A 20,645-nucleotide genomic window follows, 5' to 3' on the forward strand; every position below is an offset into this window, starting at 1 on the left:
GCCAAGCGCCGCCGAAGCCGTCTAGGTTGAGATCACTACGGGGGGCGTACTGGGCACCATGACGCTAGACGACTTCATCGCGCGCTGGACCTCGCGAACGGGCGGGGCCGAGCGCGCCAACTACCAGATGTTCTTCACGCAGTTCTGCAGCGTGCTGGGCCTGCCAGAACCCGATCCGGCGGAGGCCGATCGCAGCCGCAACGACTACGTCTTCGAACGCGCCGTGCGCTCCACCACCCTGGACGGCGCCAGCGCCAAGCGCATCGACCTCTACAAGAAGGGCTGCTTCCTGCTGGAGGCCAAGCAGTCGCACGCCAAGGGCGGCGACAAGGCCGCGCCGGAGCAGTTGGCCCTGGGCCTGGGCGCGGCCCCCGAAGCCAGCGAGCCGGAGCAGCTGGGCCGTCGCGCGGCCAACCGGAACTTCGACGTCCTGATGCGCAAGGCCTACAACCAGGCCGTCGACTATGTGCACCTGCTGCCGACCGACCACCCGGCCCCGCCGTTCCTGATCGTGGCCGACATCGGCCACTGCCTGGAGATCTACGCCGACTTCTCGGGCACGGGGCGCGGCTACGCCTATTTCCCGGACCGCAAGGGCTATCGGATCTATCTGGACGAGCTTCGCGATCCCAAGGTCCGCGAACGCCTGCAGAAGATCTGGACCGATCCGCACAGCCTGGACCCTTCCCGCGAAGCCGCCCGCGTCACCCGGGAGATCGCCGAGCGTCTGGCCGCCGTCTCCAAGTCGCTGGAGGCCTCGGGCGCCAAGGCCGCGGACGTCGCCCACTTCCTGATGCGCAGCATCTTCACCATGTTCGCCGAGGACGTGGAGCTGCTGCCCAAGGACAGCTTCCGGGGCCTGCTGCGCAAGTCTCTGGACAGCCCCGACCGCTTCCCCCAGCGGGTCAAGGAGCTGTGGAAGGCCATGGACCAGGGCGGCGAGTCCCTGGCCATCGACGCCAAGGTCCTGCGCTTCAACGGCGGCCTGTTCAAGGACACCACGGCCTTCGCGCTGGGTCGCGAGGAGATCGGCGAGCTGCTGGCCGCCGCCGAGCGCGACTGGCGCCAGGTCGAGCCGGCCATCTTCGGCACCCTGGTCGAGCAGGCCCTCGACCCGGACGAGCGCCGGCGCCTCGGCGCCCACTACACCCCGCGCGCCTATGTCGAGCGGCTGGTCAATGTCACGGTCATGGAGCCCCTGCGCGACGACTGGCGCGCGGCCCGCACCAAGGCCGAGGCCCTGTCCGACCAAGGCGACCTGGCCGGCGCCCGGGCGGCGGTCAAGGCCTTCCACCACCAGCTTTGCACCACCCGCGTGCTGGACCCGGCCTGCGGCACGGCCAACTTCCTCTATGTGTCGCTGGAGCTGATGAAGGTGCTGGAGGCCGAGGTCCTGGAAACCCTGGCCCAGCTGGGCGAGTCCGAGGGCCTGGGCTTCGAGACCGTCGATCCGCACCAGTTCCTGGGGATCGAGCTCAATCCCCGCGCCGCCGCCATCGCCGAGCTCGTCCTGTGGCTGGGCTATCTGCAACAGCATTATCGCAGCCGCGACGGCCACCCGTCCGAGCCGATCCTGAAGGCCTTCAAGAACATCGAGAACCGCGACGCGGTGCTGACCTGGGACGGCTATCCGGTTCCGGCGGTCGTCGAGAAGGACGGCCAGCGGGTCGAGAGCTATCCCAACGCCCGGCGGCCGGAGTGGCCGGAGGCGGAGTTCATCGTGGGCAACCCGCCATTCTTAGGTAAAGGCGCTTTCATGCGTGGCCCACTTGGAGACGCGTACGTAGATAGCTTGTCGGCTGTAAATCCCCACCTACCGGACAGCATCGACTTCGTGATGTACTGGTGGGACAGAGCAGCCAGCATACTGGCTAGCAAGAATTCTAAACTTAGGCAATTTGGCTTTGTCACGACGAATTCCATCGCCCAAACCTTCAATAGAAAAGTTATTGAGCATCACACATCTGGAAAAAATCCTATCTACCTGATATTTGCGGTAGCCGATCATCCATGGACAAAAGCCACTAGAGATTCCGCAGCCGTAAGAATTGCAATGACTTCTGCATCTAGAGGAAATGGCGATGGTATTTGCCTAAAAATTACCCGAGAGGAAAATATTGGATCAGACGACCCTAATATACTCTTCTCGACGCGCACTGGACAGATACACTCAAATCTCGAGGTCGGCCCTAACCTTACGAAAGCTAAAAAACTCAAGGCAAACGCCGGTGTCTGTGCCAACGGGATGCTGCTGTCCGGCGCGGGCTTTATGGTGACCAAAAGCGAAGCTATGCATCTAGGCCTCGGCACCCGGGATGTTTTGACTGAAAGAGTAAAGCCCTACATAAAAGGAAAAGCTCTCTATGACGGCTGGAAAGATCAGTACGCAATCGATCTTTATGGCCTCACTGAGAGTCAAGTCAGGACAGAAGCTCCTGAAATTTACGAACACCTAGTCGAAACAGTACGCCCAAGCCGCATTGGTAATATAAAAACCTATCGAGAAAGGGAATGGTGGTTATTCGGGGAGAACAATCCAAAGTATAGAGAGGCACTAAAGGGGGCCTCACGATACATCGCAACCGTAGAAACGGCTAAGCATAGGGTGTTCCGTTTTGTGGACGGGTCGTTCCTACATGACCATATGGTTGTCGGTATCGCCATCGAAAACGCTGAAACCCTGGCCGAGCTATCCTCCCGTCACCATGTAGTATGGGCGCTGGCTCAGGGAGGCACCCTTGAAGATCGTCCGCGTTATAACAAGACGCGCTGCTTCGACCCCTTCCCCTTCCCCGACCCGCCGGAGGACATCGAAAGTCCGCCTGCGTAACCTCGGCGAGGAACTCGACGCCACGCGCAAGACCGTGCTGGCCGAGAACGACGACCTGACCCTGACCGGGCTCTACAACCTGCTGGAAAAGGTCCGCGCCGGGGCCGAGCTGACGCCGGTCGAGCAGGACCAGAAGACGCGCGGCCGGGTGCTGATCCTGAAGGAGTTGCACGACCAGATCGACGCGGCCACGGCCGACGCCTACGGCTGGCCGCGCGACCTGACCGACGAGCAGATCCTGGAGCGGCTTGTGGCCCTGAACGCCGAGCGGGCGCGCGAGGAGGCGGCCGGTCATGTGCGCTGGCTGCGGCCCGACTACCAGATCCCCCGCTTCGCCAAGGGCGCGGCCGCCAAGAGCGGCGACCTCGACCTGGGCGAGGCGCCCGCCGAGGCGGACGACGAGCTGCTGGACTTCCCCAAGGACGCCGCCGACCGCCCGCCGGCCGTGCTGGCCGCCCTGGAGGCCGCCGGCGAGCCGCTGGACGTCCCCGCCCTGGCCCGCCGCTTCAAGAAGGGCGGCAAGCGTATCGAGCAAGGCGTGGTCAAGGCCCTGACCAGCCTGGTCCGCTGGGGTCACGTCACCGCCCTGCCCGACGGCCGCTTCGCCGGCCGCTCCCAGCGTAAGGAGGCCGCATGACCGCCCCCGCCGTCCCCTCCTACGACGCCTACATGTGGCCGATCGTCGAGCGCCTGCGGGCGCATGGACGCTCGATGACCAATGAGGAGATGCTGGACGACGTCAGCGCCCACATGGGCCTGTCGGAGGCGGTGCGGTCGGCGCCGCACGGGAACTCGGGCCAGACCGAGGTCGAGTACCGGATGGCCTGGGCTCGGACCTATCTGAAGAAGATCGGGGCGCTGGAGAACAGCGGTCGGGGCGTCTGGACGCTAACGCCGAAGGGCGCGGCGATCACCGAGGCCGAGGTGCGCGGCGGTCCTCGCCAGGTGCAGCAGGATTACGCGGCCCAGCGCGCGGCCGCCTCGCCGCGCTTCTCCCTGGACGACACGCCCAGCCCATCGACCGCCTTCGACGCGGCCGCGGAGATCGAGGGTGAAGAACCGTGGCGCGGCGCGCTGATGGCCCGGCTCCTGGCCCTCGACCCGTCCGCCTTCGAGCGGCTGTGCCAGCGCCTGCTCCGCGAAGCCGGCTTCTCCAAGGTCGAGGTGACCGGCAAGACCGGGGACGGCGGGATCGACGGGACGGGGGTGCTGCGGATGAACCTGCTGTCGTTCCAGGTGATCTTCCAGTGCAAGCGGTGGCAGGGCTCGGTGGGGGCGCCGACGGTGCGGGACTTCCGGGGCGCGATGGTCGGGCGGGCCGACAAGGGGCTGATCCTGACGACCGGGACCTTCACCGCCGAGGCCCGCCGCGAGGCCGTCCGCGACGGGCGCCGGCCATCGATCTGGTGGACGGCGAGATGCTGTGCGACCTGCTGCGCCAGCATCGCCTGGGCGTGCGGGTCGAGATGGTCGAGCGGGTGACGATCGACGCCGCCGCCCTCTCCGCGATTTGAGAGAGACTTGGCCCCACCCGAAAGAACGCCGTTCTCCGGCGCAACCAATGTTCTCCAGCCTCGTTTGATAGCTTGAGTGTTTTCAAGCGGGGACCGTCATGGACCATCAGGACCAAAAGACCTTCGAGCGTGACCTGGTCGCGCTGATTCCGCATCTGCGCGCCTTCGCCCGCTCGCTGTGCGGCGACGCCACCGCCGCCGACGACCTGGCGCAGGAAGCCGTGGCCAAGGCCTGGGCCAGCCGCAACAGCTTCGCCATGGGCACCAACATGAAGGCTTGGACCTTCATGATCCTTCGCAACCAGTTCTATTCGGAAAAGCGCCGCAGCTGGCGCTCGGTGGGCCTGGACCAGGAAACCGCCGAGCGGACCCTGGTGGCCAACACCAATTTCGACGGCGCCATCGCCCTGGACGACCTGCGCCAGGCCATGCTGATGCTGCCCGAGAACCAGCGCGAGGCGCTGATCCTGATCGGCGCCGGCGGCTTCTCGTACGAGGAAGCGGCCGAGATCATCGGCGTCGCCGTCGGCACGGTGAAGAGCCGCGTCAGCCGCGCTCGTTCGGACCTGGTCCAGATCTTCGAGACCGGCAGCTACGAACGCGACGGCAAGCCGGTGCACGAGGCCATGGGCTCGATGCTGCGGGCGCTGGAGCGCCTGGCGGCCTAGGCTAGATCCTCCCCGCAACGCGGGGGAGGTGGCCCAAAGGGCCGGAGGGGGCCAACGCGACATTCGCCAAGCTCGCCCCCTCAGTCGCTCCGCGACAGCTCCCCCCAACGCGGGGGAGCATCTTTAGGCTAGCGCCCTACACGCCCGGCAGAACGCCGCCACATCCCCTTCGTCGTGATAGATCGACAGCCCGATCCGCAGCACGTCGTCGCGGACGTCGGTCACCACGCCCTTCTCGGCCAGCGCCTGTTTCCAGGCGCTGGCCTTTTCGTGTCGCAGGGCCAGGAACCGCGCCTGGGGGCCCTCGCCCGGCGGGTTCAGCACCACGGCGTCCTTCAGCGGTCCGGCCTCGCCGTCGGCGATCCTGTCCAGCAACAGTCGCTGCAGGCGCCCGACATGGGCGGCGATCGCCGGCGTGCTCAGGCCCTGCGCCTCCAGCATCCGCCCCGCCGCCACGAAGCGATAGAGCCCCGACGGATCGAAGGTGGCCCCCATGAACCGGCCGGCGTCGCGGACATAGCCGACCCCGCCGGGCGGGCCCTCCAGGTCGCCGAACTCGGCGTACCAGCCGGTCAGGACCGGGCGCGGGCCAAAGCCCTCCGGCGCGTGCAGGAAGGCCGCGCCCTCCCCGGCCATGGCGTATTTGTAGCCGCCGGCGACATAGAAGATCCGGTCCGCCACCGCCGACAGGTCGGTCGGCACGGCGCGGAAGCCGTGATAGCCGTCGACGGCGACCCACGGCCCCTCGGGCCGGGCCAGCTCGGCCAGCTCCCACACCCGCTCGAACACGAAGCCGGTCTTGAAGAACACGTGGCTGACGAAGATCAGGTCGTAGGTCCCGGTCCGGGCGGCGGACAGGAACCGCTCGGCGAAGTCGGGGCGGTCGGTCTCGACCAGGGTCAGCTCGATCTGTCCGGCCTCGACCCAGCGCTGGGCCTGGCGGCGGAACGAGTGGAACTCGCCGTCGGTCGACAGGACCCGAATGGGCTGGTCGGGCGCAGGGCGCGCGATCGCCGACGCCAGGACCGCCAGCAGGGTGTGGGTGTTGGGCGCGAAGACCACGCTGTCGGCGCCGGGCAGGTTCAGCTCGCGGGCGACCAGGCCCTGGGCGGCCGGATAGACCTGGCCCAGCGCCTTGTCCCACTTGTGGTCGGCCAGGACCACCGCGTCCTCCCAGGCCTCGACCTGGCCGGCCAGGGTGGCGTCGGGCCAGAGGTGATGGCTGTGGGCCGCCATGTGCAGCCGGCCAGGGACAGCGAGGGCCTTGGAGAACAGGTCCTTGCGCGCGGTCATCAGAGTTTCGTCCTCAGCGACCACAGCTCGGGGAAGGCCCGGCGGCGCAGCGTCGAGGCCAGATAGCCGACGCCGTCGGTGCCGCCCGTCCCCGGCCGGCCGCCGATGATCCGCTCGACCGTCAGCACGTGCTTATGCCGCCAGGTGACCAGGGCGTCGTCCAGGTCGACCAGCTTCTCGGCCAGCTGGTACAGCTCCCAATAGCGCTGCGGGTCGCGATAGACCTCCAGCCAGGCGGCCTCGACCTCGGGCGAGGGCGCGTAGGTCTGGCTGAAGTCGCGGTTCAGGGCGCTGTCCGGCACGGCCAGGCCGTGCCGAGGAAGTTGCGCGATGGCCACGTCGTAGAGGCTGGGCGCGTCGAGGGCGGCCTGCAGCTGCCCCAGGGCCGAGGAGCCCTCCTCGTGGAACTTCAGGAAGCTCTGGTCCTTCAGGCCCAGCAGATATTCCAGGGTGCGAAACTGGTGCGACTGGAAGCCCGAGGACGAGCCGAGGTCGCCCCGGAAGCTGAGGTAGTCGGCGGGCGTCATGGTCGCCAGCACGTCCCAGGACAGGGTCATCACCGTCTGGATCCGCGACACCCGCGCCAGGGCCTTGTAGGCCGGCTCGACGTCGTGGGCCGCGATCAGCCGCTTGGCCAGCTCGACCTCGTGGATGATCTCCTTGAGCCACAGCTCCTTGGTCTGGTGGATGACGATGAACAGCAGTTCGTCGTGCCGGTCGCTCTGCGGCTTCTGGGCCGCGAGCAGTTCGTCCAGCGCCAGATAGCGCGCGTAGGTCATGTCTTTCGCCATGGAGACCCCTATGCCGGTTTTCGCGGCGCCTCGCTACTCCGGGGCGGGTGAAGCGGATGGCTGGCCGTCGGCGGTCGGCGGCCCTAGAATGGGCTTTTCCGAACCCGCACTCCCAGAACCGCCCCAAGGAGCCCTGGCGTTTGAAAGCCTCGACTTGATCACGCAATACGGATGGTCCGACGCGCTGGCGCGGGACTTCAAGCCGCACGCCCGCGCCGGCTACGTTCCCGGGCGCGTCGTCGTCCAGCGGCGCGACGGCTATCTGGTGACCGCCGACCGGGGCGAGCTGCGCGCCAAGCTGTCCGGCCGCCTGCGCCACGAGGCCCGCGAGATCGGCCATCCCGCCGTCGGCGACTGGGTGGCGATGTCGGTCAACGCCGCCGAGCGCACCGCCACCATCCACGCCCTGCTGCCGCGCCGCACCGCCTTCATCCGCCGGGCCGCCGACAGCCTGCAGACGCCGCAGGTCATCGCCGCCAATGTCGACCTGGCCTTCATCGTCACCTCGATGAACGGCGACCTCAATCCGCGCCGGATCGAGCGCTACCTGGCCGCGGCCTGGCAGAGCGGCGCGCGGCCGGTGGTCGTGCTGACCAAGTCGGACCTGTGCGCCGACACGGGCCCGCAGACCGCAGAGATCGAGGCCCTGGCCGCCGGCTGCCCGGTGGTCAGCATCTCGGCGCGGCAGGGGGTCGGCCTGGACGCCCTGCTGGGCCATCTGGCGCCGGGCGAGACCTGCGTGCTGATCGGCTCGTCCGGTGTCGGCAAGTCCACCCTGGTCAATGTGCTGCTGGGCGAGCAGCGCATGGCGACCGCATCCGTCCGCGAAGGCGACGACAAGGGCCGCCACACCACCAGCCACCGCGAACTGGTCCTGCTGCCCGGCGGCGGGCTGATCGTCGACACCCCCGGGGTGCGCGAGATCGGCCTGGTCGACGCCGAGGACGGCGTCAGCGTGGTGTTCGACGACATCGAGCAGCTGACGGGGACCTGCAAGTTCAGCGACTGCGCCCACGCCAACGAACCCGGCTGCGCCGTGCGCGCGGCCCTGGACGATGGGACGCTGGATCCCGACCGTTGGGCGCACTTCCAGAAGCTGGGGCTGGAGCTGGCCGCCATGGAGCAGAAGGCCGAGCGCCTGGCGCGGGACGCCGAGCGGCGACGCCAGGGCGGGCTGCAGAAGGTCTATCGCGCCACCAAGAAGGACGTTCGCGGCGGCGCCGATCGCTGATCGCGCCGCGCCGCCGCACGCCGTTCTCTGAGAATTTGGACCCTTCCCCCGGCCGAACGGGTTAGGGGTGGAGCTCCAGACCGAAGAGAGACCCTTGCCATGCCCGCTTTCACCATCGTCACGACCAGTGCGACCCAAGGCAGCGATGCGGCGGAGGTCAGCTCGCTGGCCGATGAGTTCGGCAGCGACAGCGAAGCCCTGGGCTATTCGCGCCGCATGGCCGACGAGATGCTCAGCATGGCCAACCAGCTGTCGCTGGACTTCGACTACAGCCATGTCGGCCTCTATGAAGGCGACCTGATCGACGAAGAGGTCGATCCCAGCCACGCCGCGTTCCTGGGCGCGTGGGTGCTGGACGAGGAAGGCATCGCCTTCCTGCCGGCGGACGAGTTCCGCGACGGGACCGACGAGACCGAGGCGGAAGCCGAAGCCTCCTGACCTTGAGCCCGCCGGCCCGCTTTCAGGCGCGGGCCGGCGGCGCTTTCCCCTCCCCCTCCGCGCGTAACCTCGCTAAACCCTTCCTCATGGTTCAGTCGTCCGCGTCCGTCATCGCCGCGCCCCCTGTCGCGCCCCAAGCCGCGCTTCAGCCCGCTCCCGTCGCCACGCGCTCGCGCGTCGGCAAGACACTGTCGATCGTCGCCCCCTGCTATAACGAGCAGGAGGTCCTGGACCTGTTCTTCGACCGCATCGACGCCGAGCTGGCCAGGCTGGGCGTCGACTACGAGATCGTCTGCGTCAATGACGGCAGCCGCGACCACACTTTGGCGGTGCTGCTGAAGCACCATCAGCGCGACCCGCGCATCAAGGTCATCAACCTGGCCCGCAACTTCGGCAAGGAGGTCGCCCTGTCGGCCGGCCTGGACGCGGTGACCGGCGACATGGTGGTGCCGATCGACTGCGATCTGCAGGATCCGCCGGAGCTGATCGGCCAGTTCATCGAGGCGTGGGAAGGCGGGGCCGACGTGGCCTATGGCGTGCGGGTCGACCGCAGCAGCGACACCTTCGTCAAGCGCCTGACGGCCCAGGGCTTCTACAAGGCCTTCAACCGGATGTCGGATGTCGACCTGCCCTACAACGCCGGCGACTACCGGCTGATGGATCGGCGCGTGGTCGAGGTGCTGCGCCAGCTGCCCGAGCGCAACCGCTTCATGAAGGGCCTGTTCGCCTGGGTCGGCTTCAAGCAGACGCCGATCCCCTACGCCCGCCCGGAGCGCGCGGCCGGGACCAGCTCGTTCCGCTACTGGAAGCTCTGGAACTTCGCGCTCGACGGCATCACCTCGTTCAGCACCGCCCCGATCCGGATCTGGAGCTATGTCGGCCTGATCGCCGGCCTGCTGGCGGCCTCGGCGGCCGTGTTCCTGGTGCTGCGCACCCTGCTGGAAGGCAACAAGGTCCCCGGCTATCCGTCGCTGATGGTGGTGATCCTGTCCGGCTTCGCCATCCAGATGCTGGCCATAGGCTCGCTGGGCGAGTACGTCGCGCGCATCTATCAGGAAGTGAAGGGTCGGCCGCTGTACGTGATCATGGACCGCTACGGCTTCGATCGCGCGCAAGGTCCGGACGCGTGAGCGCCCTGCTGACCCCGGCCCGACGCGAGTTCCTGGTCTCGGCCCTGCGCTATGGCGTAGCGGGCGTGGCCAACACCCTCGTCGGCCTGACCATCATCCTGGCCCTCGATGTCGGGCTGCACGTCGACCCCCACATCGCCAACGCCGTCGGCTATGCGGTCGGGGTCTGCGTCAGCTTCGCCCTGAGCAAGCTGTTCGTGTTCAAGGCCCGCCGCGCCGCGCGCTCGGCGCCGCTGCGCTACGGCGTGGCCGTGGCCGCGGCCTTCGCTCTGAACCAGGGCGTGCTGACCCTGGCCCGGATGGTATTGCCGCACGGCGCCCTGTTCGATGTCGCCGCCCAGGGCGCGGCCGTGGCAAGCTATACCGCCGCGCTCTTCCTGCTGAGCCATTTCTGGGTCTTCGCCCACCAACCCACCGCCGACCGGGACCCCGCATGGACCGCCTGATCTACGACCGCATCCGCGAGCTGGAGACCGACCACTGGTGGTTCGTCGGCCGCCGCAAGATCCTGCGCGGCCTGCTCCAGCGCCTGGCCCCGCCGGCCGGCGCCCGGATCCTGGAGGTCGGCTGCGGCGCGGGCGGCAATGTCCCGCTGCTGCGCGAGTTCGGCGACGTGAAGGCCCTGGAGCCGGACGACGAGTCACGCGCCTACGCCTCCGAGCGTCTGGGCCTGGCGATCGACACCGGCCTGCTGCCTGACGGCCTGCCCTACGCGCCCGAGACCTTCGACCTGGTCTGCGCTTTCGACGTGGTCGAGCATGTCGACGACGACGCCGGCTCGGTGAAGGCCCTGGCCAGGCTGGTCAAGCCCGGCGGCGCGATCCTGACCACGGTGCCGGCCTATCAGTGGATGTGGAGCCACCACGACGTGCTGCACCACCACAAGCGCCGCTACCTGCTGCCGCGCTACCGCGCCCTGTTCGAAGAGGCGGGCCTGAAGGTCGAGACCGCGACCTATTTCAACACCCTGCTGTTCCCGCTTGCCGCCGTGCAGCGCACCGCCAAGAAGCTGCTGAAGGACGACAGCGCCGACGACGCCATGCCGCCGTCCTGGCTGAACAAGGCCCTGGCCGGCGTGTTCTCGCTGGAGGCCCCCCTGGCCGTCGGCGGCGGCCTGCCGTTCGGCCTGTCGATCGCAGTGATCGCGCGAAAGGCTTAGCGAAATCGGCGGGTCGGCCGCCTGCTGGAAGCGGACATTGTGATCGTCTGTAAGGGGTGGGAGTCGCCCCCCAAACAAACCCCTCTCTCATAGAGAGAGGGGTTCTAAAGTCCGCTCAGGGTCGAAGCACGCCATGGGCTTCCGGCCGGCCGGCGGACATTCGGATCACGACCGCCAACCACTGTCCGTCTCGGCGCTCCCCTACCGCATGACCGGCGTCGGGATGATCCGCATCGCCTCCAGGCCCACGCCCAGTTGGCGGTCGTCGGGGCCCGCGCCCAGCTCGCGCGGGGTCTTCGGATCGTGGATGTCGAAGGTCACCTTCACGGTCTCGCCCTTCAGGGCTTCCGGCGGCAGGGCCAGCAGGTAGTCGTGGCGCAGCGCCGTGTGCAGGCCGAAGGTGAAGGTCTCCGGCTGACCGCCCGGGACCGAGACGGTGACCGTGCGCGACGGCGACTGCGGCGGCAGGAAGCCGAAGGCCGCGACCTGCACCGAGGCGCTGGAGAGCGTCCGCTGAGCCGGCGAGATCGGCAGTTCGACGACCGCGCGCTTGCCGCCGGACCAGACGCCGCCGCCCTCCGGCAGGCCCCAGCCCTCGCGCAGATAGGGCACGCCCGAGCCGCCCGCCTTGAACAGCAGCGACCGCGGCTCGATGCACGGACCGATCATCACCACGACCAGGCCGACGGGCTTGCCCGAGCGGCAGCCGGGCTTGTCATAGGCGTCGCCCGGCAGGGTCACGATATAGTCGACGTCGCCCGGACGGTCCGGTCGGCCGTCGGCCAGCAGGCTCAGCACATTGCCGCCGTGGGGCGAGCGCAGCATGGCGATGGTGGCCATGTAGGTGGTCACCGGCTTCACGTCGGACGCCGAGAACATCACCTTCTCGCCCTCCAGGCCGCGCGTCAGGCGCACCTCGCGCACGTCGTGGAGGATGGCGTTCAGCCGGGGAACGTCCAGGGCGCTGGGCCGCAGGAACAGGCACAGCATCACCACCAGCTGGGCGGCGAAGGCCGGAGCCGGGCCGAGCGCGGAAACCCAGGCGGGTCTATTGTCTTCGGCGGGGGCCTCGGCCGGGACCGCGCGCACGCCCAGCACGGTCAGGAACCAGAGCGGCGTCACGAAAGCCAACAGGGTGAAGACCCCGAAGCTGTGCTTGAGGACGGCGTATTCCGAGCCGTCGCCCTTGAACACGTACATGCCGTACTGGGCCAGCATGGCCAGGGCCGCGGCCGCGCCCAGGCAGGCCAGCAACACGGCGGCGGCGGTCGGGCCGGCGTCGGCCTCGACCGCGCCGGGGTCGCGGCGCAGCTCGACCAGCAGCACCCAGGCCGACAGCAGGGCCAGCACGATGGCGGCGGCGGCCAGGCCGTTCAGCGGCATGGCGGTGGCCAGGTGCAGGCTGCCGTTGTTGGCCGCCATCCAGCGCATCCGCCAGAAATAGGGGCTGCCGACGACGCCGCCGGCGATGGCGACAAGGCCCACCAGCCCGACCCAGTCGAAGCGGCGGGCGTGGATCAGGTCGCGCAGCCAGGCCAGGCCCAGCATGGCCATCAGGGCGCCGGCCAGTTTCAGGGTCGGCACCAGGTGGAAGCAGCCGCAGAACAGCACCGCGGCGGTGGCGTAGACCACGTAGAGCGGACGCGAGCGGGGCAGCAGCGCCGCGCCGCCGACCAGGCACAGCATGGCCACGGCCTCGCCGACGATCTGCGGGAAGAAGAAGTTGTTGACCAGCTCGGCCCCGAACGCCCCGCGCACGGCGAAGATGTTGACGAGCATGAAGCCGAGGCTGGCGACCAGATAGGTCAGCGACACTCGCCGCGCCTGGTCGAACAGCACCAGCCAGACCACCGCCGCCGACAGCACCCCGGCCATCAGCAGGGCGTTCAGCTCGGACCAGCCCAGGGTGGCGAACAGGGCCGCGAACCGGTGGCTGAGCTTGGGGTAGATGAACATCTCGGCCATGAATTCATGACCCTTCTGCGGGATCAGGAAGGCGTGGCGCACGACCTCCATGACCTGCAGGTGGTAGGAGCTGTCCACCGACAGCGACAGCAGGCGGTCGGTCGACAGCAGGCCGGCCAGCAGCACGCACCAGACCGCCGCGCCGACGCCCCACATCCACTTGGTGTTGTTCGCCACTGGATCCCTCAACTCGATTCTCGCGCGCCCCACGCGCGAGGTTTTCTAGCAGCAAAACGCTAGGGTGAAAGCTTTGGGGGCGAAGGCCTCAGGGCGCCGCCAGCTCGCCGGGCTTCACGGGCGTCAGGCCCGGGATTTCCCGCCAGGTCGCGGCCGCAGGCCACGCCAGGACCGAAGCGGTGGCAGTCCGTCCGCTTGGCGATGGGCGCCAGCACGCCGCCGCGCGCCACCCCGTCGGCCACCACCACGGTGATGCGCCGGTCGCCGGGCGCGGCGTCGACGAAGGTCTCCGGCCGGGTGACGATGCAGGGCGGGTCGCTGTCGCGCGCGGTGGGGAAGGTGTTGCCCGTGCCGCCCACGCGGCCGATGGCCTGGAACATCTGCCGCATGACCCTCAGGTCGCGCCAGTTGGCCGAGCAGTAGTAGGTCGGAACGAAGACCCAGGGCCGGTTGGCCGTTTTCGGGCTGGACACCAGGGCGACCGGATAGCTCAGCGGGTCCAGCGAGGCGAAGGTCTCGCGCACGCCGTGGCGCAGATGGCTGGTGTCGACGGCCTGCACGGCCAGGGCGGCGGCCAGCACCGCCATCCCCGTCCGGCGCGGCAGGCGGCTGGCCCAGGCGACGCCCAGCGCCAGCAGCAGATAGCCGACCGCCCAGAAGAACCGCCCGTAGGCGCGGAAGCCGCCGATCACCTCGGCGATCTCGCCCTTGGGGCGCGGCAGATCATAGACGTGGGTCTTGAAGGCGTAGGCCGACCAGCCCACCGCCCAGACCGTCAGGCCGAGCATGGCCAGGGTCATCGGCGCCCAGCGCACCCAGAAGGCCTTGGAGACGCCGCCCTGTCGCACGGCCAGGGTGGCGTGGAAGCCGGCCATGGCCAGGACCAGCAGCAGAGCGCCCGCGCCCAGATACTGGAAGCCCTCGAAGCTCTGGCCGCCGGTGGCGTCCATCACGCCCTCGTACCACGAGCCGTTCCAGGCCTGGCCGGCCAGGGTCGAGGCCTGCGGCCAGAACGGCCCGACCAGGTTCATCGAATAGAGGCCCAGCGCCGTCGCCGCCCCCGTCCAGCCCCGGCCGTCCCGGTAGTCCAGCAGCCAGACCGAGACGGCGACCGCCGCGCCGGCCAGGACCACGGCTCCGGCCACCCGGCCCCAGGCGCCGGCCCGGCGCTGCAGCAGCTCGGCCAGCAGGGCCGCGCCGAACACCGCGCCCACCGGCGGCAGGTGATAGGCGTGGACCCCGACCACCAGGGCCAGCAGCGCCGCGAAGCCCGCGATCCGCCGCCAGGTCAGCCCCTCGCGCGCCGAGCGCACCGACAGGGTCAGGGCCAGCAGCAGGATCCAGTGTCCCGACAGGGCGATATGGCCGAACTGTCGGGCGATCCAGGCCGGAACCATCAGCGCCATCAGTCCGCCCAGCAGCAGCGTCCAGCGGTCGGTGACGCCCAGGGCCCGCAGCAGGCCGATCATGCTCCAGGCCTGCAGCGGATAGGACAGCAGCAGGAACAGGCCGATCGGGTTGAACACGTGCGACAGGCCGGTCGCCTTCAACACCAGGGACAGCCAGGGGATGCTGTCGGTGAAGACGATCGAGATCGGCTTGTCGCCCAGGCCGCTCACTGCGGTCAGCGGCCAATGCCAGGGCTGGCGCAGAAAGGCCTCGTAGCCCGCGTTCATCACGGCCATGTCGCCCTTGGGCCGGGTCCAGAACACCGCCTTGGCCGAGGCGATGTCGAAGCCGAACATGAAGCCGCACAGCACGACCGGGATCAGCGTCGCCGCCAGGGCGAACAGGATCCGACTCCCATCGCTTTTGGGATCGACCTTGAACGAAACCATGCGCTCCCCCGAGAACTCGAGGCCCTGCTTAACATCGAAGCTTCGCCCCGCGCAGCCCCGCCGATGGCCGGGACGTCGCCGGAACAATTACACTTGTAAATAGTTTAGACTTGTAATTCTCAAATTCGTCGTCAAACCTCGCCAGGGACGGATGGGAGGCAGGCCATGACGGTGCGGGATTTCGGGACGCGGACCACGCGGCGGCGGTGGACGCCGCTGATCTTCTCGGGCGTGGCCGTGATCGGGATGCTGGGGGCCTTGCTGTTCACCGGCTTCGACCTGGCTTCGTTCGAGCGCGACAACGCCTTCCTGCCCCGGCCCAGCCCCGAACAGCTGGCCCGCTATCGTCCCCGCGCCCAGACCGAGTGGCGGATCGTGCGGGCCAATCTCGACAGCCGCCTCGACCAGACCCTGCCGCTGGAGCTGGGCGCGGTGTGGGCCACCCCGGACGGGCCGGATCTGCGGCCTGGTCAACGGCCGCGGCAGCTTCGGCGGCCTCTCCAGCATGGTGCGGTTCTACACGGTCGACCAGCGGCCGGTGTTCCACCAGGACGTCGACCACGTCGCCTTCCAGAAGGCGTGGTTCGAGTGCCGCCGCGACCAGTATGTGGCCCTGCACGCCGGGACCCTGGAGCCGGGCTTCTGCGGCAGCGAGGCCGGGCGGCGGCATTGCTACACCGTGCGGAACGGCGCGCGGCAATAGGTCGACGGTCTCGGGCGCCAGACTTCGGCTGTCATGGTCATGTCACACCGATCGCGCCCCGCAGCCGCTAGAAGCCGTCTCCATCGAACCTTGCTTCCCTGGGAGACGTCCATGCTCAAAGGTCTTTTGGCCGCCGCCTCGTTGTCGCTGGCGATCGGATCGCCCGCCCTGGCGCAGCCCGCCCCCCCGCCGAAGGCCAAGAACGTCATCCTGTTCCTGGCGGACGCGGGCGGCGTCTCGTCGGTGAGCGCCGCCAGCCTGCTCGGCTACGGCGAGCCCCTGAAGCTGCGCGTCCAGCACTGGCCCAACCTCGGCCTCAGCGACACCACCCCGGTCGACCAGTTCGTGTCGGACTCGGCCAACGGCATGTCGGCGATCATGACCGGCGTGAAGACCCGCAACGGCGTGATCAGCCAGTCGCCCGCCGCCGTGCGCGGCAAGACTGACGGCGAGCCGACAAAGACCCTGCTGGAATACGCCGAGGAGCATGGTCTGCGCACAGGCGTGGTCACCTCCCAGCCGGTCGCCGACGCCACGCCGGCGGCGACCTACGCCCATTCGAACGATCGCGGGAAGTGGGGCGAGATCTTCCAGCAGGCCTTCGCCCCGCGCTACGGCGACGGCGTCGACGTGCTGTTCGGGACCGGCCGCGCCAAGATCGGAAAGCAGCTGGCCGCGTCGGGAACCGGCTTCGACCAGATCGCCAAGGCGCATGAGCGTCCGATCTACGCCCGGCTGGAGGACGCCCCGTCCGCCAACGCCAGGCCCGTGGTCGTGGCCGACCAGATCGACACCCGCGCGGCGACCCTGCGGGCGCTGGACCTGCTGAAGGGCTCGCCCAAAGGCTATCTGCTGGTGGTCGAATGGGACGCCCATACCGACGACCCGCGCGAGGGCCTTCAGCACATCGTCGACTTCGACAAGCTGATCGCCGAGGTCGAGACGCGCGTCGACCTGAAGGACACCCTGCTGGTGTTCACCGCCGACCATTCCTTCGGCCTGCAGGTGGACGGCGGCCGGCGCGGCGAGCCGCTGCTGGAAGGCTACGAGGCCTGGAAGGCGACCCAGACGCCGGGCGCCGAGGAGGAGGACGTCATCCGCCTCAAGAACGTCATGGTCAACCGGAGCCACACGGGCGAGGAAGTCGCCGCCCTGGCTGTCGGCCCCGGGTCCGAGCGGGTGCGGGGCTACTTCCCCAACACCCACCTGTTCGACGTGATGATGGACGCCTGGGGCTGGAAGAAGGACGGGAAGTAGCTTCCGCATAGATCCTCCCCCGCGCTGCGGGGGAGGTGGCCCAGAGGGCCGGAGGGGGCCAGCTCGGCCTGGGCAGCACTCGCCCCCTCAGTCGGCTCCGCCGACAGCTCCCCCGCATCGCGGGGGAGCATCTTCAGCTAAGCCCCTACTCCGCCGCGTAGCTCTGCAGCGGGCGCACGTCCAGGACCTCTTCGGGCGCCACCGCGATGGCTTGCGCCGCCGCCAGGGCCCCGGCCGAGGTCGTGTAGTACGGCACCTTCATCATCAGGGCGGTGCGGCGGATCTCGAAGCTGTCCTCCAGCGCCTGCTTGCCCTCGGTGGTGTTGAACACCAGCTGGACGCCGCCGTTCTTCATCACGTCGACGATGTGCGGACGGCCCTCCAGGACCTTCTTCACATAGTCGACCTGGACGCCCTGCTCGGCCAGATAGGCGCGCGTGCCCTCGGTCGACAGCACCGTGAAGCCGGCCGCCTGCAGCAGTTTCACCGGCTCGACGATCCAGGGCTTGTCGCTCTCCTTGACCGAGACGAAGGCCACGCCCTTGCGGGGCAGCTTCACGCCGCCGCCCAGCTGGCTCTTGGCGAAGGCGCGGGCGAAGGCGGGAGCCATGTCGGCCTCACCCTCACGCTTCCAGTCCAGGCCCATGACCTCGCCGGTCGAGCGCATTTCCGGGCCCAGCACCGTGTCGACGCCGGCGAAGCGGGCGAACGGGAAGACCGCTTCCTTGACCGCGATGTGATCGTAGGGGACGTCCTTGAGGCCGAAGCTGGTCAGGGTCTCGCCGGCCATGATCTTGGCGGCGATGGCGGCGACCGGCTGGCCGATGGTCTTGGCCACGAACGGCACCGTGCGCGAGGCGCGCGGGTTCACTTCCAGCACATAGATGCGCGGGTTCTCGCCGTGCGGCTCCTCGATGGCGAACTGCACGTTCATCAGGCCGCGGACGTTCAGAGCCAGGGCCATCTTCACCGTCTGGCGCTTCAGCTCCTCGACTGTCTCGGCCTTCAGCGAGAAGGGCGGCATCGAGCAGGCCGAGTCGCCCGAGTGGACGCCGGCTTCCTCGATATGCTCCAGCACGCCGGCCACGAACACGTCCTTGCCGTCGCACAGGGCGTCGACGTCCACCTCGGTGGCGCGGCTCAGATAGTGGTCCAGCAGGATCGGGTGCTCGAACGAGATCTCGCCGGTGTTGGCGATGTAGCGTTCCAGGTGCTCGTGGTCGCGGATGATCTCCATGCCCCGGCCGCCCAGCACGTAGGACGGACGCATCACGAACGGGAAGCCGATCTTGTCGCCTTCGGCCCGGGCCTCGTCCCAGGTGCGGGCGATGGCGTTCTCGGGCTGGGCGATGTCGAGGCCGTTCAGCAGTTGCTGGAAGCGCTCGCGGTCCTCGGCCAGGTCGATGGCGTCGGGGCTGGTGCCCAGGATCGGCACGCCGGCTTCTTCCAGGGCGTGGGCCAGCTTCAGCGGGGTCTGGCCGCCGAACTGGACGATGACGCCGGCCAGCGCGCCCTTGCTCATCTCGACATGCAGCAGCTCCAGCACGTCCTCGGCCGTCAGCGGCTCGAAGTACAGGCGGTCGGAGGTGTCGTAGTCGGTCGAAACGGTCTCGGGGTTGCAGTTGACCATGATCGACTCAATGCCGATGGCGTCGAGCGCGAAGGCCGCGTGGCAGCAGCAGTAGTCGAACTCGATGCCCTGGCCGATCCGGTTGGGACCACCGCCCAGGATCACCGCCTTCTTGCGGTCAGACGGCTCGCTCTCGCACTCGGGGACCTGGCCCAGGGCGCCGGTCTCGTAGGTCGAGTACATGTAGGGCGTCGAGGCCAGGAACTCGCCGGCGCAGCTGTCGATGCGCTTGAAGACCGGGCGGACCGACAGTTCCTGACGCAGGGCGCGCACGGCGCCTTCGGTCGAGCCTGTCAGCTTGGCCAGGCGCGCGTCGGAGAAGCCTTGGGCCTTCAAAGCGCGGAAGCCCGCGGCGTCCTTGGGCAGGCCGCCGGCGCGGACCCAGCCTTCCTGGCGGATCAGCTCGGCGATCTGGCGCAGGAACCAGGGCTCGTAGGAACAGGCGGCGTTGACCTCTTCCACGGTCAGGCCGTGGCGGAAGGCCTGGGCGATGACGCGCAGGCGGTCGGGCGTCGGCGTGCCCAGGGCGCGGATCACCGCGGCCTTGCCGGTGTCGGGATCGTCGGCGCCGTGGATCTCCACCTCGTCGAAGCCCGACAGGCCGGTCTCCAGGCCGCGCAGGGCCTTCTGGACGCTTTCCTTGAAGGTGCGGCCGATGGCCATCACCTCGCCGACCGACTTCATGGCCGTGGTCAGCAGCGGTTCCGAACCCGGATACTTCTCGAAGGCGAAGCGCGGGATCTTGGTGACGACATAGTCGATGCTGGGCTCGAACGAGGCCGGGGTCGCGCCGCCGGTGATGTCGTTCTTCAGCTCATCCAGGGTGTAGCCGACGGCCAGGCGGGCGGCGACCTTGGCGATCGGGAAGCCAGTGGCCTTCGAGGCCAGGGCGGACGAGCGCGACACGCGCGGGTTCATCTCGATGACGACCATGCGGCCGTCCTTCGGGTTCAGGGCGAACTGGACGTTCGAGCCGCCGGTCTCGACGCCGATCTCGCGCAGCACGGCGATCGAGGCCGCGCGCATCCACTGGTATTCCTTGTCCGTCAGGGTCAGGGCCGGGGCGACGGTGATCGAGTCGCCGGTATGGACGCCCATCGGGTCGATGTTCTCGATCGAGCAGACGATGATGCAGTTGTCCGCCGTGTCGCGGACCACTTCCATCTCGTATTCCTTCCAGCCGAGGACGCTTTCCTCGATCAGCACCTCGGTGGTCGGCGAGAGGTCCAGACCGCGCGCGACGATCTCCTCGAACTCCTCGACATTGTAGGCGATGCCGCCGCCGGTGCCGGCCAGGGTGAACGACGGACGGATGATCGCCGGCAGGCCGACGAACTCCAGGCCTTCGCGGGCCTCGTCCATGTTGTGGGCGGCCTTGGACTTGGGGCTTTCGAGACCCAGCTTGTCCATGGCGTCGCGGAACTTCTGGCGGTCCTCGGCCTTGTCGATGACCTCGGCCTTGGCGCCGATCATCTCGACGCCGAACTTGGCGAGCGTGCCGTCGGCTTCCAGGGCCAGGGCCGTGTTCAGCGCGGTCTGGCCGCCCATGGTCGGCAGCAGGGCGTCGGGACGCTCCTTCTCGATGATCTTGGCGACCATCTCAGGCGTGATCGGCTCGATATAGGTCGCGTCCGCCACGTCCGGATCGGTCATGATCGTGGCCGGGTTCGAATTGACCAGGATGATCCGGTAGCCCTCGGCGCGCAGGGCCTTGCAGGCTTGCACGCCCGAATAGTCGAACTCGCACGCCTGACCGATGACGATCGGGCCGGCGCCGATGATCAGGATCGAGGAAAGGTCGGTTCTCTTGGGCATGGCTAACTCGCGCAAAGACACGGTCGCGCACATCCGCGCGCCCGCTGTCGACCATCTTGCAGGTTAAGCCGCCCGTTTAGAGACGGAGTCGGCCCGGCGCAACCCCCGCGTCTCACGAGGCGGTTAACGCCAGGCTTGCCGAACGAAGTTCAGCGAGCGTCGCAGCTCTTCAGGTCGAAGAACTGGCGCGGAAGGCTGTCACGGTC

The 20,645-nt window shown here is 68.5% G+C and carries 17 protein-coding genes; 11 read left to right on the top strand and 6 right to left on the bottom strand.

Annotation, left to right across the window (positions count from 1 at the left end):
* Positions 1–58: 58 nt before the first annotated feature.
* From ACHMW8_RS01615 to ACHMW8_RS01630, 4 genes are all read left to right on the top strand, one after another.
* Entirely contained in the window at positions 59–2,830 is a 2,772-nt protein-coding gene (locus ACHMW8_RS01615) for a class I SAM-dependent DNA methyltransferase (protein ID WP_395444555.1), read from the top strand.
* Between the two features lie 34 nt (positions 2,831–2,864).
* Positions 2,865–3,467 carry a hypothetical protein gene (locus ACHMW8_RS01620; RefSeq protein WP_395444556.1) on the top strand — a complete coding sequence of 201 codons (603 nt, stop codon included), beginning with the start codon at positions 2,865–2,867 and terminating at the stop codon, positions 3,465–3,467.
* Positions 3,464–4,312, top strand: a complete 849-nt coding sequence (locus ACHMW8_RS01625) for a restriction endonuclease (protein ID WP_395444557.1) — start codon at positions 3,464–3,466, stop codon at positions 4,310–4,312. Before ACHMW8_RS01620 ends, ACHMW8_RS01625 begins: the two co-directional genes overlap by 4 nt.
* A 130-nt stretch (positions 4,313–4,442) precedes the next feature.
* Positions 4,443–5,012 (top strand): sigma-70 family RNA polymerase sigma factor, encoded by a 570-nt coding sequence (locus tag ACHMW8_RS01630; RefSeq protein ID WP_125155676.1) that lies wholly within the window; start codon positions 4,443–4,445, stop codon positions 5,010–5,012.
* Between the two features lie 123 nt (positions 5,013–5,135).
* On the opposite strand, the gene ACHMW8_RS01635 is transcribed toward ACHMW8_RS01630, so the two are convergent.
* Positions 5,136–6,329, bottom strand: a complete 1,194-nt coding sequence (locus tag ACHMW8_RS01635) for an aminotransferase class V-fold PLP-dependent enzyme (RefSeq protein WP_395444558.1) — start codon at positions 6,327–6,329, stop codon at positions 5,136–5,138.
* The gene (locus ACHMW8_RS01640; protein ID WP_395444559.1) at positions 6,305–7,096 is read right to left on the bottom strand and encodes a tryptophan 2,3-dioxygenase; all 792 of its coding nucleotides are present in this window, start codon (positions 7,094–7,096) and stop codon (positions 6,305–6,307) included. Before ACHMW8_RS01640 ends, ACHMW8_RS01635 begins: the two co-directional genes overlap by 25 nt.
* A gap of 154 nt (positions 7,097–7,250) precedes the next feature.
* Between ACHMW8_RS01640 and rsgA the strand changes: the two genes are divergently transcribed.
* From rsgA to ACHMW8_RS01665, 5 genes are all read left to right on the top strand, one after another.
* The gene (rsgA, locus tag ACHMW8_RS01645) at positions 7,251–8,327 is read left to right on the top strand and encodes a ribosome small subunit-dependent GTPase A (protein WP_395444560.1); all 1,077 of its coding nucleotides are present in this window, start codon (positions 7,251–7,253) and stop codon (positions 8,325–8,327) included.
* A 99-nt stretch (positions 8,328–8,426) separates the two neighbouring features.
* Positions 8,427–8,765, top strand: a complete 339-nt coding sequence (locus ACHMW8_RS01650) for a hypothetical protein (RefSeq protein WP_125155672.1) — start codon at positions 8,427–8,429, stop codon at positions 8,763–8,765.
* An 86-nt stretch (positions 8,766–8,851) separates the two neighbouring features.
* Complete coding sequence (locus ACHMW8_RS01655; RefSeq protein WP_395444561.1) at positions 8,852–9,895, top strand: glycosyltransferase family 2 protein; 1,044 nt, start codon at positions 8,852–8,854, stop codon at positions 9,893–9,895.
* Complete coding sequence (locus ACHMW8_RS01660) at positions 9,892–10,341, top strand: GtrA family protein (protein ID WP_125155670.1); 450 nt, start codon at positions 9,892–9,894, stop codon at positions 10,339–10,341. Before ACHMW8_RS01655 ends, ACHMW8_RS01660 begins: the two co-directional genes overlap by 4 nt.
* Complete coding sequence (locus ACHMW8_RS01665; protein WP_395444562.1) at positions 10,329–11,054, top strand: class I SAM-dependent methyltransferase; 726 nt, start codon at positions 10,329–10,331, stop codon at positions 11,052–11,054. Before ACHMW8_RS01660 ends, ACHMW8_RS01665 begins: the two co-directional genes overlap by 13 nt.
* Positions 11,055–11,255: 201 nt before the next feature.
* Here ACHMW8_RS01665 and ACHMW8_RS01670 read toward each other — a convergent pair whose 3' ends face one another.
* From ACHMW8_RS01670 to ACHMW8_RS01680, 3 genes are all read right to left on the bottom strand, one after another.
* Complete coding sequence (locus tag ACHMW8_RS01670; protein ID WP_395444563.1) at positions 11,256–13,196, bottom strand: hypothetical protein; 1,941 nt, start codon at positions 13,194–13,196, stop codon at positions 11,256–11,258.
* Between the two features lie 59 nt (positions 13,197–13,255).
* Positions 13,256–15,034, bottom strand: coding sequence for a DUF6311 domain-containing protein (locus ACHMW8_RS01675; protein ID WP_395444564.1), 1,779 nt, complete (start codon positions 15,032–15,034; stop codon positions 13,256–13,258).
* 131 nt (positions 15,035–15,165) lie between these two features.
* Complete coding sequence (locus tag ACHMW8_RS01680) at positions 15,166–15,303, bottom strand: hypothetical protein (protein ID WP_395444565.1); 138 nt, start codon at positions 15,301–15,303, stop codon at positions 15,166–15,168.
* A gap of 236 nt (positions 15,304–15,539) precedes the next feature.
* On the opposite strand from ACHMW8_RS01680, the gene ACHMW8_RS01685 reads away from it, so the two are divergent.
* Complete coding sequence (locus ACHMW8_RS01685; protein ID WP_395444566.1) at positions 15,540–15,737, top strand: hypothetical protein; 198 nt, start codon at positions 15,540–15,542, stop codon at positions 15,735–15,737.
* Positions 15,738–15,848: 111 nt separating this feature from the next.
* Positions 15,849–16,994: an alkaline phosphatase gene (locus tag ACHMW8_RS01690; protein ID WP_395444567.1), complete on the top strand. Its 1,146-nt coding sequence runs from the start codon at positions 15,849–15,851 to the stop codon at positions 16,992–16,994.
* Between the two features lie 145 nt (positions 16,995–17,139).
* Here ACHMW8_RS01690 and carB read toward each other — a convergent pair whose 3' ends face one another.
* The gene (carB, locus tag ACHMW8_RS01695) at positions 17,140–20,439 is read right to left on the bottom strand and encodes a carbamoyl-phosphate synthase large subunit (RefSeq protein ID WP_395444568.1); all 3,300 of its coding nucleotides are present in this window, start codon (positions 20,437–20,439) and stop codon (positions 17,140–17,142) included.
* Positions 20,440–20,645: the final 206 nt, after the last annotated feature.

Source organism: Caulobacter sp. UC70_42, from assembly GCF_044056025.1.
In the GTDB taxonomy this organism is placed as follows: domain Bacteria; phylum Pseudomonadota; class Alphaproteobacteria; order Caulobacterales; family Caulobacteraceae; genus Caulobacter.

Excerpts from the sequence above, each read along its gene's own strand:
- ACHMW8_RS01615 (WP_395444555.1), top strand. The coding sequence starts at position 59 with ATGACGCTAGACGACTTCATCGCGCGCTGGACCTCGCGAACGGGCGGG.
- ACHMW8_RS01625 (WP_395444557.1), top strand. The coding sequence starts at position 3,464 with ATGACCGCCCCCGCCGTCCCCTCCTACGACGCCTACATGTGGCCGATC.
- ACHMW8_RS01630 (WP_125155676.1), top strand. The coding sequence starts at position 4,443 with ATGGACCATCAGGACCAAAAGACCTTCGAGCGTGACCTGGTCGCGCTG.
- ACHMW8_RS01640 (WP_395444559.1), bottom strand. The coding sequence starts at position 7,096 with ATGGCGAAAGACATGACCTACGCGCGCTATCTGGCGCTGGACGAACTG.
- ACHMW8_RS01650 (WP_125155672.1), top strand. The coding sequence starts at position 8,427 with ATGCCCGCTTTCACCATCGTCACGACCAGTGCGACCCAAGGCAGCGAT.
- ACHMW8_RS01655 (WP_395444561.1), top strand. The coding sequence starts at position 8,852 with ATGGTTCAGTCGTCCGCGTCCGTCATCGCCGCGCCCCCTGTCGCGCCC.
- ACHMW8_RS01665 (WP_395444562.1), top strand. The coding sequence starts at position 10,329 with ATGGACCGCCTGATCTACGACCGCATCCGCGAGCTGGAGACCGACCAC.
- ACHMW8_RS01675 (WP_395444564.1), bottom strand. The coding sequence starts at position 15,034 with ATGGTTTCGTTCAAGGTCGATCCCAAAAGCGATGGGAGTCGGATCCTG.
- ACHMW8_RS01685 (WP_395444566.1), top strand. The coding sequence starts at position 15,540 with ATGGTGCGGTTCTACACGGTCGACCAGCGGCCGGTGTTCCACCAGGAC.
- ACHMW8_RS01690 (WP_395444567.1), top strand. The coding sequence starts at position 15,849 with ATGCTCAAAGGTCTTTTGGCCGCCGCCTCGTTGTCGCTGGCGATCGGA.
- carB (WP_395444568.1), bottom strand. The coding sequence starts at position 20,439 with ATGCCCAAGAGAACCGACCTTTCCTCGATCCTGATCATCGGCGCCGGC.